Annotated in this window: 10 protein-coding genes and 1 tRNA gene; 10 read left to right on the top strand and 1 reads right to left on the bottom strand. The window is 32.7% G+C overall.

Annotated features, from left to right (window positions below):
* Nucleotides 1–3 precede the first annotated feature (3 nt).
* From CLU81_RS18030 to CLU81_RS18070, 8 genes are all read left to right on the top strand, one after another.
* Nucleotides 4–3462: a hypothetical protein gene (locus tag CLU81_RS18030; RefSeq protein ID WP_144444524.1), complete on the top strand. Its 3459-nt coding sequence runs from the start codon at nucleotides 4–6 to the stop codon at nucleotides 3460–3462.
* A gap of 85 nt (nucleotides 3463–3547) precedes the next feature.
* Nucleotides 3548–7066, top strand: coding sequence for a DUF6443 domain-containing protein (locus CLU81_RS18035; RefSeq protein WP_158235350.1), 3519 nt, complete (start codon nucleotides 3548–3550; stop codon nucleotides 7064–7066).
* A gap of 8 nt (nucleotides 7067–7074) precedes the next feature.
* Nucleotides 7075–7557: a hypothetical protein gene (locus CLU81_RS18040; RefSeq protein ID WP_099711082.1), complete on the top strand. Its 483-nt coding sequence runs from the start codon at nucleotides 7075–7077 to the stop codon at nucleotides 7555–7557.
* 206 nt (nucleotides 7558–7763) lie between these two features.
* Entirely contained in the window at nucleotides 7764–8594 is an 831-nt protein-coding gene (locus tag CLU81_RS18045) for a hypothetical protein (protein WP_099711083.1), read from the top strand.
* 459 nt (nucleotides 8595–9053) lie between these two features.
* On the top strand, nucleotides 9054–9488 hold the full coding sequence (locus CLU81_RS18055; protein WP_099711084.1) for a hypothetical protein: 435 nt from the start codon (nucleotides 9054–9056) through the stop codon (nucleotides 9486–9488).
* 173 nt (nucleotides 9489–9661) lie between these two features.
* Nucleotides 9662–10315 carry a protein kinase gene (locus CLU81_RS18060; RefSeq protein ID WP_099711085.1) on the top strand — a complete coding sequence of 218 codons (654 nt, stop codon included), beginning with the start codon at nucleotides 9662–9664 and terminating at the stop codon, nucleotides 10313–10315.
* Between the two features lie 251 nt (nucleotides 10316–10566).
* On the top strand, nucleotides 10567–10869 hold the full coding sequence (locus tag CLU81_RS18065) for a transposase (RefSeq protein ID WP_099707978.1): 303 nt from the start codon (nucleotides 10567–10569) through the stop codon (nucleotides 10867–10869).
* On the top strand, nucleotides 10866–11732 hold the full coding sequence (locus CLU81_RS18070) for an IS3 family transposase (RefSeq protein WP_233209776.1): 867 nt from the start codon (nucleotides 10866–10868) through the stop codon (nucleotides 11730–11732). The genes CLU81_RS18065 and CLU81_RS18070 overlap by 4 nt, the downstream gene beginning before the upstream one ends.
* 627 nt (nucleotides 11733–12359) lie before the next feature.
* Here the strand turns inward: CLU81_RS18070 and CLU81_RS18075 are convergent.
* Nucleotides 12360–12432, bottom strand: a tRNA-Met gene (locus tag CLU81_RS18075).
* A 116-nt stretch (nucleotides 12433–12548) separates the two neighbouring features.
* On the opposite strand from CLU81_RS18075, the gene era reads away from it, so the two are divergent.
* Nucleotides 12549–13430 carry a GTPase Era gene (era, locus tag CLU81_RS18080; protein WP_099712802.1) on the top strand — a complete coding sequence of 294 codons (882 nt, stop codon included), beginning with the start codon at nucleotides 12549–12551 and terminating at the stop codon, nucleotides 13428–13430.
* Nucleotides 13431–13803: 373 nt separating this feature from the next.
* Nucleotides 13804–15114 (top strand): ribosome biogenesis GTPase Der, encoded by a 1311-nt coding sequence (der, locus tag CLU81_RS18085; protein ID WP_041517422.1) that lies wholly within the window; start codon nucleotides 13804–13806, stop codon nucleotides 15112–15114.
* The last annotated feature ends 70 nt before the right edge of the window (nucleotides 15115–15184 follow it).

Consider the following 15184-nt stretch of genomic DNA (forward strand, 5'->3'; position numbering starts at 1 on the left):
AAAATGTATATAAAAACTATAAAAAATCACATTAAAATCTTTTGTTTTTTAATAGTGATTTTACTGACTTCGATAAAAATTGTCGCACAAACCACACCAGTCGACGGATTTAAAGCTCCTGATTTTACGCCAAAGTCTCCTGAAGCGTCAGCTTTTTTGAGATATGGAGAATACCCTGTTGATCTTTCTACAGGGGTACCTGGTATATCTTTGCCCATATATACTATTAAAGTTGATGATTTTGAAATTCCAATATCTTTAAGTTATCATGCTTCAGGAATTAAAGTCGGTCAGGAAGCAACTTGGGTAGGTTTGGGATGGAATTTGAATGCAGGTGCTCAAATAATTTTAAATTCCAGAGATGATGTTGATGAAAATGATGCTGAGATTGATAATCCTCAAAGAGATGCTGCATTTGTAAAACAGTATATGATTGATCATCCGTACGCATTCAATAATAATTTAATAAAAGAATATGAAAAATCAAAAGTAAAGGATGTTTACTCCTTTTCGTCACCAACAGTAAATGGAAATTTTTATATAAATAACGGTACTCCGGTAATTTTCCCACCAGATGCTTTTGTAGTTCAATTGGGTGGAAAATTAGATGATGGTACAAATGTTACCTATTTTATAATTACAGACAAATTTGGTAATAAATATTTGTTTAAAAATACTATTGAGAAATCAGTAAGAGCTTTAACTCATAATGATGATTATATTAGTGCATGGTTTGTTGATGAAATAAGAACAGCAAAAAACAATAAAATAAAATTTACCTATCAGGATGATGGTAATGTAATTGAGTACAGCGAATCTGAAAGTATTGGAGTGACTGAACAAGGAAAAAATTGTGCATGCCCCCAAGGTGCGACTCAGACACAAGTTATTGGACAAATTAGAAATAGTAATGAAAATACGACTACAAGTACAAAAAAGATAAAAGAAATTACATTTAACGATGATCAGACTAAGGTCGAATTTGAACTCAGAAAAGGAAGGCTGGATCTGGTAAATCAAAATGGATATCTTGATAATATAAAAATTAGTCAAAATACTACTTCTGGAGTTAATCTGGTAAAAAAGGTGTTTTTTGAGTATTCTTATTTTAATGCAGATCAAACAGGTACAGATGCTTATAAATATAAGAGATTAAAACTTAATCGCATCTTTGACTTAAATGATGCAAACGAACATAGCTTCATTTATTCAGACATAAACTTGCCTATTAAAAATTCGAAATCACAGGATTTTTTTGGATATTATAATGGAGCTTCAAATTTTAGTCTGATTCCTGAGCATATTATTATTGTTCCTCAAATAAAAACAGTTGGTTCTGCTAAAAGGGAAATCAATTCGACAACAATAGAGGCCGGGATTTTAAAAGAGATTCATTATCCTACCAAAGGACTAACACGGTTTAATTATGAAGCAAATAAATTTTATGGTATCGACAAATTAAATAAATATCTAATACAAAAAAAAGAGACTTCACTAACAGGTGTAAGTTCTGCGAGTAATCCTGCTCCGCCACAATTAGAGGATCCAGGTGGGGAGGGAGGGCAAAACTGTGTTTCAGGTAATTGTTTGAAATATAAAACCATTAATTTCAGTATGACCAATCCTCAAGATAATTTTTTAACTTACACAGTAACAAATAATGGAAGTACTGCTGCTAATGTTATAAAATATAAATATTGCAGAATTTTCGTCTATTTAAATGACTTATTGCATGACTCAGGAAAAATAAATGTAAATAGGACAGTAACATTACCTTTACCATTAGTTGGCGGAAATTGTACTATTGTCTTAGAATCGTATGGTGCTGATATGAGAATTGATGCATCTTTAAATTATATTGACGAAAATTTAACTCCTAAAAACGTAATATCTTCGGGTTTAAGAGTTCAAAGCGTCGAAAGTTATGATTCAAATAATACGCTTCTTTTGAAGAAAGCCTACGAATACAATGATAAGGACAACAATGAAATAAGCAGCGGAAAGCTGATTAATGATCTGGGAGTTGATTTTATTTCTGGTTCATTTGCAAATTTTATACAAGGGGTATGTCCACTTTCAGGTATTCCTTCAGATCCTACTATTCCTATTCCTAAGGTTGATTATACAAAAGGTTATTATATAAATTCAAGATCCAAGCAAGGAATTGAATCTAATTCTGTGATTTACAGATATGTCAAAGAGATTTCTACAAATGTTACTACAGCTGAAAAAATGTATACTGATTATGAATTTACTACTGATCAGGATTGGTTTAGATCTGATATTGGAATACAGGCAAACTTAGGGTTTAGAAGAGGCAAAGTTTTAGAAAAAAAGGATTTTAAAACTGTTGGAAGTAGCACTTTTATTGTTAGAAAAGAAAAAAACACCTATTTTGATGACAATTCAAAAATTGCATATGTTAAAGGCTACAAATTGATAAGAAAAAGCTCTATTGATGTAAATGAAGGTTCAAATCCACAGCAACAACCGGCTATTTTATCTATATTATCAGATTGTCAAGTTCCTCAGTCATTGGCAGATTGTTATGTCTTAGGAGATTATAATATTCCAATTCCTTGGTTTTATCAAAAGACATCAGAGATATCAAATTATTTTTATAATGCTTCAAATAGTCTGACAGGAACGTTATTAACTACAACAAACTATAATTACAGTAATCCGGCTCATTTACAATTAACATCGCAGACTACAACCAATTCAAATGGAGAAATACTAGAAACAAAATTTTTCTATGCGTCTGATCCTGCAATGGTAGGAAAGCCTTTTGTAAATGAATTAAAAGCGGCAAATATGATTGGTATTCCGTTGGATACTCAGACACTGAAAGCTGGAACTAAAACGTCTGAGCGATTAACTATTTATGATAAGAGTGCTTCAACAGGAAATTTGCTGCTGCCAAAAACGATTTATGCAGCTCAATTTCCAAACAGCTTAACGACAATTACAAATATTGGAACCCTTGAAAAAAAGCTAACCTATGATCTATATGATGATAAAGGAAATGTTTTGCAATATACACCTGATGGAGGAATGCCGGTATCTATTATATGGGGGTATAACAAAACACAGCCTATCGCTAAAATAGAAAACGCTGCTTATGCGCAGGTTACAAGTTATGTTGCAGATCTTCAAACGAAATCAGATGCAGATAATGACAATTGCATCACAAGCACCTGTAAAGAGCAGATTTTGCGAGAGGCATTAAAAACTTTTAGTACATCATTTACTCAGGGTATGGTGAGTACTTATACCTATAATCCGCTTGTTGGAGTAACGAGTATTACAGACCCAAAAGGAATCTCGACTTATTATGAATATGATATTTTTGGCAGATTAAAATTTGTTAAGGATAAAGATCAAAATGTACTTCAGAAGTATTGTTATAATTACAAAGGACAGCAAACGGATTGTACAGATAATACTGCTCAGACATTTTAATTGCAAATCAAAGCAGCGAAAGTGCAGATCTTGATAGATCAGTTTGAGTAACTGACATAAATTAAAAAATATAAAAGAGAACTTGATGAAAAAATATATAGCAATAATAATTTTGTTTTTGGCGGCAGTTCCGGGTATAAAAGCCCAGACTTTCAGCGATGACAATTATATTTACACCGCTGCACCTAAGAAGAAAGTACAGGTGTCTAATTACAATACGTTGACAAAAGACGATATTACTCAAAGTGTGACTTATTTTGACGGATTAGGGCGTCCAGTCCAAACTACGGCAATAAATCAGGGAGATACCAATGGAGTGGCTATTGATATGGATATTATAACTCCAGTTGAATATGATGGTTTTGGCAGACAAATAAAAGAATATTTACCTTATCCTTTAACCAATAGCACGACAAGTTATTCAAAAATTGCTGCAGCTTCATCAATAACGACTTTAAATGGAGTTTACAATACCGCAAAATACGAAAATACCACAAATCCATTTTCTGAAAAGAGGCTCGAATTGTCTCCTCTTAACCGTGTATTGGAACAAGCTGCTCCTGGAAATGATTGGGCGCTGAGCAACACTAAAAAAAACACTATAAAATTGGATTACCAGACCAATATTTCTAGCGATGCAGTAAGATTATACAAAGCCACTGTAACCTGGCAGGCTGCTCAGGGTTTGTATGATATTGCTTTTTCAGACGCAGGAACTTATGCCCAATATGAATTATACAAAACTATAACTTACGACGAGAACTCCGGTGTAAATCCAGATGAAACAGCAGGTTCGACAGTAGAATTCAAAAATAAAGAAGGACAGGTAATCCTTAAGCGAACCTATGATGCAGCAGTTAAACATGATACCTATTATGTTTATGATATGCGCGGAAATCTAACTTATGTCCTTCCTCCAAAAGCTGACGCAAGCATAACTCAGGCAGTTTTAGATGGTTTATGTTACCAATATAAATATGACTACCGCAATCGTTTAGTTGAGAAGAAGTTACCGGGGAAACAATGGGAGTTTATTGTTTATGACAGATTAGACAGACCTGTGGCAACAGGCCCGGCATTTTCGCCTTTTAGTAATGATGCTTCAGTAGGTTGGATTATTACAAAATATGATGTTTTTGGCAGACCTATTTATACTGGTTGGTACACTCAGGCAGCGGTAAGTCCATCTACTAGAAAAACATTGCAGGATGCACAAAATCTAGCCACTACTTTGTTCGAAACTAAAACGGCACTTCCTATTGATGGTATTGCTACTAATTATAACAATAGTATAGCGCCAAAGAGTTTTAAACTTTTAACGGTTAATTATTATGATGATTATTCATTTCCAGGTGCTCAAGCAGTACCAGCAACAATTATATCACAAACAGTTTTAACAAATGCAAAAGGATTGCCAACCGGAAGCTGGACCAGAACACTAACAACTCCTTCTTCTGTGGCAGGAGAAACATCCACAATTTTTTACGATGAATATGGAAGGGCTATAAGTACTTATACCAAAAATCATTTAACAGGTATCAGCCATACGGATAACGAACTTGATTTTTCAGGAAAAACCCTAAGCAGTATAACAGAACATCAGCGTCTGTTGGGAGATCCTAAAACCATTATAAATGAAAAATTTACCTATTCGGCTCAGGATCGTTTAGTGACACATACACATCAAATAGGCAATGCAGGTATAGTACAGCTTATGGCTTATAATACCTATGACAATTTAGGGCAATTGATGAGTAAGAAAGTAGGTAATACCACAGGAAGTCCTTTGCAAGTTGTTGATTATAATTACAATATCAGAGGCTGGCTCACAGAGATTAATAAAACAGCTAATCTGCAACAAGGGGGTGATCCAAGAGATTTATTTGCTTTTAAAATCAACTATAATAAAGTAGAAGGAAATTCGGGTTTTGCGAAGGCGCTGTATAACGGAAATATTGCTGAAACTTTTTGGAGTTCAGGTCTTGACGGACCAAATATCAGCCGAGGTTATGGATATCAATATGATCAATTGAACCGCCTGAAAAATGCTTCTTACCAAGCTCCGTTATTAGCAGATAATAAAAATTATTTTGGTGAGAGTATGGAGTATGATAAGAACGGAAATATTATCAAGTTGCAACGTAAATATATGGCAGGGACATCGCTTAATCCTTATGCCGACGATTTGGATAATTTGGGGTATTTTTATAAGATAAATTCTAATCAGCTTATGAAAGTAACTGATGCTTCCAATATAGCCGGAGGGTTTAAGGATGATAGCAATGGGGCTAATGATACTGCTGATGATTACGATTATGATTTTAATGGAAATTTGATAAAAGATGATAATAAAGGTATTACAATAATTGACTATAACCATCTTAATTTACCCAAGAAAATAACATTTGGTACAAAAGGCAGCATTGAGTATATTTACAACGCAGCAGGGCAAAAAGTACAAAAAATTGTAAGCGAAACAAGCAAACCTACACTATCTACAGATTATTTAGGAGGATTTCAGTATAAAGGCAATGTTTTGGAGTTTTTTCCAACAGCAGAGGGGTATGTTAAAAATACGGGTGGACTTTCGTATGTATTTCAGTACAAAGATCATTTAGGAAACGTAAGGGCTAATTATACTAAGAATCCTGCAACACAAGTTCTTGAAATTATTGATGAAAATAATTATTATCCTTTTGGTTTAACGCATGTTAGTTTCATGAATGTACCACAAAGCAATAATAAATATAAGTACAACGGAAAAGAGTTGCAAGACGAGAGTATTGGCGGGAATCAGCTGAATTTGTACGACTATGGAGCACGTAATTATGACCCTGCACTTGGTCGCTGGATGAACATTGACCCGTTGGCGGAGAAATATTTCCACGCTTCTACTTATGCTTATGTTTGCAATGATCCTGTAAATTTTATCGACCCTGATGGTATGGATAGATACTATATGAATGGTGAAGGAAAAACTGTTTTAGCATTAAAAGAAGATAAAGAAGATATGTTATTCATTGGAGATAAGAACAATGAAAATATAGTTGATGTAAATAAAGATGGGAAACAGGACAGTAACGATGGTCTTAAGGTAAAATCTAAAGGTTTGTTAAGTCAATTAACTAATTATCGTTCAGGTTCAGAAAAAAGTGGAACAAAATACGTCTCATCGATAGGAGAACAGAGTAAGCAACATGAGGAAGATTATTTGAATATTTTTAAATTTGCATCGGACAATACTAGTGGTGCAGAGTTCTCTCTTACATTCTATCAGGATAGAGGGAAAGAATGGATTGAATTTGCAACATACAATAACGAGAAGCGTTCTCCTTCTCCAGATGGTTTAGGTACGGGTATTGATTATTCAAAAGTAAGATGGCATGCACATAATCATCCTTCTGGATATGCTAGTGAAATGAGTTCAATGGGATATATTAATGAAAATGAAATGTACAATCCATCTGATGCGCGTAACGCTGTAGAACATAAAAGGAATTATCCAAATTATGTTTATTTTCCAGAATCAAAAAAACTTTATAATGTTTCTATGTATGGCATCCAATTTATCAAAAAAATTAACAAATCCAAGGATTTAAAATAATCTAGAATATGAAAAAAAATATTATTGCAGTTATATTCTTACTGCTTTTAACTTGCTGTAAAAATTACAATAATAATTTAGATAAAAATTTATATGACGCTATTTTAAAGTATCAAAAAGATTATCCAATTCCTAAACTAAATCATAGTGAAATGGGGCAAACGATTTATCTTTATAAAGTGTATTTCTTTAAAGAAAAAAAAGACACAATAATATTATTACAGAGGTCTCCTGCGGGGTTATCCAAATTAGATAAAGGGTATGGGATTTATAAAGATGATATTTTATATCCGACATTTATTTATGATGACAATAATTTAGGCGCTAAATTCATTAAAAATAAAATCAATGATACGGAAAATAATAAAAAATTTTATTGGTTAATTGGCGCAACACCTTCCGAACGTTTTCCACCAGTATATAAATATAAAGTTGAAAACAAAGAATTGAAACTAGTTAAAATAGATACTGTTTGGAGAACATGGGACTAAAATAGTTACGCATTAGAATAAATAGCCATTCCGCAGAGGAATGGCTTTTTTTCGGTAGTGTATCAAATTCTTTTAAACTAAAACATATTGATAAGTAGATAATTATGTCTAAAAATAAAGCTAAATTAAAGGTGTATTTTTATACCTTTAATTTTTTTGATTATTACAGAAATATGATTTTAACTTTAGCAAAATTTTAGATTCTAATGACAGCAATTTTATCTTGGTTCAATAAAGAAAGGGGAACAGAACCATATTTTATGACAATTGGCGATACAAAGATTTCTAATAGTGAAACCACTTTATTATTGCAAGGTGCTAAAATTTTGGAACTGCCAATTAAGGTAAGAGATATGTCATCGCCTTCATCACAACTATATTTCATATCAACAATAAGTTACTCTTATGCAGGAAGTACTCTAGTAGGATTAAATATTTATTGTATACTTCAAACTATTTTTTCGAATATTGGCGGTTTACAATCAAACCAAACTTTACCAGATTATATTAGTCTATCGGAAAAAGCAAAGTCAATTCTTAAATATTTTACAGTAGATAGCACTAAAGTAGTCGAAATAATATTATCTGGATTTTGTCCAAAATCAAAAGTTCCTTTTATTACCATTATTTCACCAACTTTAGTAGATGGACTCTTTGACTACGAAATTAAATATAAAACTAATTTCTTAGATGAAGTTGATGTAGTGATAATTGGTGACAAAAAAGAAGACATTCATAAAATGTTAGAGTTAGATTTATCGGAACAGACTCCAGATGATTCTTCTGAGTATTGGCGTACGCCTGTAAGAGTTCTCAATAAAATTATTGAAGAAAAGATGTTTAATACAATTGGTGGTGGAATACAGATGACTGCTGTCACAAAGTATCATTTCAAAACATATTCTATCGTATACGGTAATACAGGTGAAGTCGCTACTTTAAGATATCGTAATATGGACATTTTTGAGGACATAGGTCTTCAAATAGGTGAATGTTATGTTACAATTCCAGGTATGCAAATTGATCTAGCTAACTAAAGAAGGTTTGGGAATAAGAAGTACGGCAAGAATATTGAAAATATCAACGATAAAATTATTAAAAAGAATCGTTTTTATTTCCCTAAATATTACTAAACGAATTATCCGCAAAGGCAAAACTTAAGAAATCGAAGAGCTGTGCACTTATATCAGACACAAGAAAAATTATATTTGGCTGGTTTATGCATTGGAAAAGAATTCTAAAACAGTTTTGAGTTTTAATGTTGGGAATTGAACCAAAAACGCTTAACCATGTTCTGGAAACTTTAAAATTATCTGACGCTAAAATGATATTTACGGACAGATTAAAAAACTACAAATATTTGATGTTAATTCGAAAACAAGTATAAATACGTATTGCTTATGGTATTTTAAATCTTTTATTTGTTATGGTTTTCCGTAATCAACTATTAAAATTTTAATGTTTATTTGTTTTCAGGAAATATTATAAATAAAAAAATGATAACAATCGACATAACACTTTTACAAACTTTATTAATCACCTTAATTTCTGCTTTTGTTGGAGGTTATATTTCTTTCTATTTTACTTCTAAATCAAAAAAGGACGATGCAATTCTAAAATTTAGGGAAGAAAAATATTCAAATTTGCTAATACTATTAAAAGGTTTTGTTGGCAACACTGCAAATACCGAAATTAAACGACAATTTTTTGACGAACAATATAAATCATGGATATATTCTTCCGACGAAGTAGTTTTAGCAATTAATAATTTAGTTGAATTGATAAAAGCGAATGAGCATAAAGATCCAGATGCACTGGAAGGAAGAAGAGCAATAGGAAATGTTGTATTAGCAATGCGTAAGGATTTATTAAGAAATACAAAGTTAGAATATAAGCATTTTAATTATACAAACGTGCGAGATAATGATTAATATTAATGGTTGATGACTAATTAGGGAACTGTTTTTTATCTTATTTGTACTTTGGATTTATTAATTATAAAATACTTATTAATATGATGAAATAGGACAATCTAAGCTAAAAGCCCATTTGTAATTTAACCTTACTTTTGTATACTTTAATTCATTTTATAATTGATTATCGCATGGATAAATTAAAACACATAGCTTTAAAAGGAAAAGGATATTTTTGTATAGTGAAACAATATGCTGATGATTCGGGAAATGAGTTTGCTCTAAAAGAATTAAAGAAAGAGCATTTTCCCAATGACAATTATAGATATAGACTAAACCGTGAGATAAGTCTCTTACGTGATTTGCAAGGATGTGACAATATTATAGAACTTCTTGACTCAGGACAAGATATTCCAAATGAAAAATTATGGTATCTCATGCCATTTGCAAAGCAAAATCTCTATGACTATATAAAGAGACATAATACAGCTATATGTAAAGAGCTGAGATATGAATTAGTCCAACAGATTATCAATGCAATTAAATTTGCACATCAAAAGGGTGTTCTACACAGGGACATTTCTCCTAACAATGTTTTGGTCTTTGAAAAAGACGGAATTATAACTTTAAAGGTTTCTGATTTTGGATTAGGGAAAGACACAGAATCGCTGTCGTTCTATTCCGGTTCAAGTGCATCAGGATATGGGCAAATTTTATATGTCTCACCTGAACAGCGTGTAAGATTAAAAGATTCTACTGTCCAAAGCGACATTTATTCATTAGGTAAATTAGTATACTTTATTTTTACTGGAAAAGATCCTGATAATTTAAAACAATTTGGGTAATGTTACAGATTAGGTGTTTTTACATATTAGCAATTTAACTGCCTGAAAGAGAATATAAATTTGTAATTTTTGAATAGTAAAAGAGACGACCTGATGGTCGTCTCTTCTGGTTTTAATATTTTAAAAAGCCTTAAAATGCTTTTGTTGTACCTTAGTGTATCAAATTAGGTCATGAAAATAAAATGGAGTTGCTACATTTACTGGGACATAAATTTTAAGACTGTTTAAATAAAAATAAATATCTTAGAATTATGAAAAAACGAGTTTACAGTGCTGAGTTTAAATCATCAGCAGTACGATTAAGTTACGAGCGAGAAAACATCAAAGAATTAGCAGATGAACTAGGCGTCCAGGTAGAGCGTATTTATAAATGGAGGTCTTCTCAAAAAACATTTACTAATCTACAACCAATTATTTCTAAAAAGACAGAGATAGATTCTTTAGAAGTAAAACAATTACGAAAAGCCCTTAAAGAAAAAGAATTAGAGCTTGAGATATTAAAAAAGGCCGTTCACATCTTTTCCAAGAGCGATGGGAAATCTACCAATTTATAGTCAGCTATAAACATTTATATCCTATTGAAAAGATGTGCAGCGTTTTAAAAGTAAGCCGAAGTAGTTATTATAGATGGTTCAGTGGCGGTCCTTCTAATAGATTTATAGAAAATAGTCTATTTACAGATTTAATAAAAGAAGTTTTTGATCTAAGCAGTCAAACTTACGGAAGTCCCAGAATAGCGGAACAGCTAAAAAGAAAAGGATATAAAATATCCAAAAGGAAAGTTGCTAAATTGATGCTTCTTAATGGCTGGAGAAGTAAACTTAAAAGACGCTTTAAAGTAACCACAGATTCTAATCATCGATATCCAGTGTGCAGTAATCATCTCAATAGAAATTTTACACCAAAATCACTTAATGAGGTTTGGGTGTCTGATATAACCTATATAAGAACAGCTGCCGGCTGGTTATATCTTACTACTATTATTGATTTATATGACAGGCAGGTTATAGGATGGTCATTAAGCACACGAATGTATACCGATCAAACGATTATTCCAGCTTGGAAAATGGCAGTATCAAAAAGAGAAATAACAGAATCTTTACTTTTTCATTCAGATAGAGGAATACAATATGCTTCGATAGAATTCAGAAAATTGATTAATAAAAATACTTTAATCACTCAAAGTATGAGTAGAAAAGCTAATTGTTGGGATAATGCTGTAGCTGAAAGTTTTTTCAAGACCCTTAAAGCAGAACTTATCTATCAGCATAAATTCACAACCATTGAAGAAGCTAAATTAGCAGTCTTTGAATATATAGAAGTATGGTATAATAGAAAACGTCTGCATTCTTCTTTGGGATATAAAACACCTAAAGAAATGGAACTAGAATTTTATAAAATAGAAAGTGTAGCATAGGTCTTAGAAAATTTGTCCGACTTTTTGTTGCAAGTCCATACCACTGCAGTGCAGGATGCAGATACAGGATAAATTCGGAAACAGCCAATGAGATATTTATACAGAACCTGAAAAAGTATATACCGATTCCTGAAATCAAAAATATCTATGCCAATGTCATAGGCGATTGTTATAAAGAACAGATTAAGGATGTCTTGGAAGAAAAAACTAAAATCATAAGCCAGATCAAAGATTATGAAACCAGAATCTCAAATGCAAGAGATCTTCTTGCAACAAAACAGATAGATGCTTCGGATTACCGAGATATGAAATCAGATTATGGAGAGATGGTACGAAGACTTGAGCTTAAATTATCTGGTATCGATGATGAAAATAAAGATATTCAAGAGCTTTTAAAAGCGGGAGTAGACAACCTGATGAAGCTTAACGAATATTATGAAAATGGCAACTGGATTGAATCGAGAGATTTATTAGGTTCGATTTTTCCTGAGAATTTTACGATCTCAGAAAACGGGTTTCGAACCACTAGAGTAAACGAAGTAGTGCATCTCATCTACAGTATTAACAGGCTTATAGGGATAAATAAAAAAGGGACAAAGAAGAAATTTTCTTCTTTGTCCCAATTAGTAGCGGGAACAGGACTCGAACCTGTGACCTTCGGGTTATGAGCCCGACGAGCTGCCTACTGCTCTATCCCGCGATGTTTCGGGTGCAAAGATACGCCGTTTTTTGAGAAATCCAACGAAAAGATTAAAAAATGTTTTATTTTCTGTATTGAGTTGATATGACTACCTTTGCAAAATAAATAATATGCAAATGTCACATAAAGCAGGTTTTGTAAACATCATCGGGAATCCAAACGTTGGAAAATCAACATTGATGAACGCCTTTGTTGGAGAAAGATTATCGATTATTACATCAAAAGCACAAACAACTCGTCACCGTATTCTTGGAATCGTGAATGGCGAGGATTTTCAACTTATATTATCGGATACTCCAGGAATCATCAAACCGGCTTATGAAATGCAGGAATCGATGATGAACTTTGTAAAATCGGCTTTTGAAGATGCTGATATTCTGGTTTATATGGTCGAAATAGGAGAGCAGGACTTAAAAGACGAAGCTTTCTTTAATAAAATTATCCACGCTAAAATTCCGGTTTTGTTATTGTTGAATAAAATCGACAATTCAAATCAGGAACAATTAGAGGAACAAGTTGCATTCTGGACTGCAAAAGTACCAAATGCTGAAATTTTCCCAATCTCGGCTTTACAGAATTTTAATGTACCGGAAGTTTTTGGCAGAATCATAGAATTACTTCCAGAATCTCCTGCATATTATCCAAAAGATCAATTAACAGACAAACCGGAACGTTTTTTCGTAAACGAAACTATTCGTGAGAAAATCTTGTTGAATTATAGCAAAGAGATTCCGTATGCAGTTGAAATCGTTACTGAAGAGTTTTTTGAAGACGAAGCTATTATCAGAATCCGTTCGATTATTATGGTGGAACGCGAAACTCAAAAAGGAATTATCATTGGACATAAAGGTGCAGCTTTGAAAAAAGTAGGTACTGAAGCGCGTGCTGATCTGGAGAAATTTTTCGGAAAACAAATACATATTGAACTTGTTGTTAAGGTGAATAAAAACTGGAGAAGCAATGCTAATATGTTGAAACGTTTTGGTTATAATCAGTAGGTTTTATTTGTTTCAGGTTTCAGGTTTGAAATGCGAAATAGGAACGGCTAATCTGTTTTTGTTGTGAGATTTGAAAGATTTAATATAAAACTTAAAGCTGATACTGAAAACTGAAGCCCTAGCCCTGATAGAAGTGGAAATCCTTTTTCTGGCTTCTTTAGCCAGGAAAAGATTGAAACGTCCCGAGGCTTCGGGAGCAGGAAATAGCTCCAAAAAAATATAAAAACTTAGGTACTTAGAAACTTAGCGACTTAGTCACTTTTTTAACTACCTTTGCAAAAAATTAAAATAAAGCATTTTGGATTACAAGTGGTTAGGTTTTTAGGGAACTAAAAATTTGAAATTTGGAATTTGAAATCTAAAATTCAAAAAAATGAATAACATTGTTGCGATAGTAGGAAGACCTAATGTGGGGAAATCAACCCTTTTTAATAGGCTGATACAAAGAAGAGAAGCTATTGTAGATTCGGTTTCTGGAGTTACCAGAGATAGAAACTACGGTAAAAGCGAGTGGAACGGAAAAGAGTTTTCTGTGATTGATACCGGCGGATATGTTCGTGGATCTGATGACGTATTTGAAGGTGAAATCCGTAAACAAGTGGAGCTTGCTATCGATGAAGCAGATGTTATTATTTTTGTTGTTGATGTAGAAGAAGGTATTACACCAATGGATGATGTTGTTGCGCGTTTATTGCGTAAGGTAACAAAACCAGTTTTATTGGCTGTTAATAAAGTAGATAACGCAATGCGTGAAAAAGATGCTTTGGAGTTTTATAATCTTGGTTTAGGAGATTATTTTACGTTTGCAAGTATCTCAGGAAGTGGAACTGGAGATTTATTGGATGCTTTGATCGAATCTTTTCCAGAGAAACCAGAACCAGTTCAGGAAGAAGTGGTTTTACCTCGTTTTGCTGTTGTAGGACGTCCAAATGCTGGTAAATCTAGTTTTATCAATGCATTAATTGGTAAAGAACGTTTTATGGTTACGGATATTGCAGGAACTACACGTGATGCAATTGATACAAAATTTGACCGTTTTGGTTTTGAATTTAATTTGGTTGATACTGCAGGAATCCGTCGTAAGGCTAAAGTTAAGGAAGATTTAGAGTTTTACTCAGTAATGCGTTCTGTTCGTGCGATTGAGCATGCAGATATTTGTATCTTGGTTATCGATGCAACTCGTGGATTTGAAGGTCAGGATCAAAGTATTTTTTGGTTGGCTGAGAAAAACCGTAAAGGTGTTGTAATCTTGGTAAACAAATGGGATTTGGTTGAAAAAGATACCATGTCGACTCGTGATTACGAAGAGAAAATCAAGAAAGAATTAATGCCTTTTACTGATGTGCCAATTTTGTTCGTTTCGGCTTTAACGAAACAACGTTTATTGAAAGCACTTGAAGCTACGGTTCAGGTTTTCGAAAACAGAAAACAAAGAATTGCTACTTCAAAATTCAACGAATATATGTTGAAAGTTATTGAAGCTTATCCGCCGCCAGCAACAAAAGGTAAATATGTAAAAATTAAATATTGTATGCAATTGCCAACATTAACACCTCAGTTTGTGTTTTTTGCAAATATGCCACAATACGTTAAGGAGCCATATAAGAGATATTTGGAGAATAAAATTAGAGAAAATTGGGATTTCGCAGGAGTGCCAATCGATATTTATATCAGAGAGAAATAAAATTCTCTTTTGTAGTATTAAAAAAGCAACATTTCGAATTTTGAAATGTTGCTTTTTTTTTGTGGTTTAT

The sequence above is a fragment of the Flavobacterium sp. 9 genome (assembly GCF_002754195.1).
Classification (GTDB): Bacteria; Bacteroidota; Bacteroidia; order Flavobacteriales; family Flavobacteriaceae; genus Flavobacterium.

Excerpts from the sequence above, each read along its gene's own strand:
- CLU81_RS18065 (WP_099707978.1), top strand. The coding sequence starts at position 10,567 with ATGAAAAAACGAGTTTACAGTGCTGAGTTTAAATCATCAGCAGTACGA.
- CLU81_RS18045 (WP_099711083.1), top strand. The coding sequence starts at position 7,764 with ATGACAGCAATTTTATCTTGGTTCAATAAAGAAAGGGGAACAGAACCA.
- era (WP_099712802.1), top strand. The coding sequence starts at position 12,549 with ATGTCACATAAAGCAGGTTTTGTAAACATCATCGGGAATCCAAACGTT.
- CLU81_RS18055 (WP_099711084.1), top strand. The coding sequence starts at position 9,054 with ATGATAACAATCGACATAACACTTTTACAAACTTTATTAATCACCTTA.
- CLU81_RS18035 (WP_158235350.1), top strand. The coding sequence starts at position 3,548 with ATGAAAAAATATATAGCAATAATAATTTTGTTTTTGGCGGCAGTTCCG.
- CLU81_RS18060 (WP_099711085.1), top strand. The coding sequence starts at position 9,662 with ATGGATAAATTAAAACACATAGCTTTAAAAGGAAAAGGATATTTTTGT.
- der (WP_041517422.1), top strand. The coding sequence starts at position 13,804 with ATGAATAACATTGTTGCGATAGTAGGAAGACCTAATGTGGGGAAATCA.
- CLU81_RS18030 (WP_144444524.1), top strand. The coding sequence starts at position 4 with ATGTATATAAAAACTATAAAAAATCACATTAAAATCTTTTGTTTTTTA.
- CLU81_RS18040 (WP_099711082.1), top strand. The coding sequence starts at position 7,075 with ATGAAAAAAAATATTATTGCAGTTATATTCTTACTGCTTTTAACTTGC.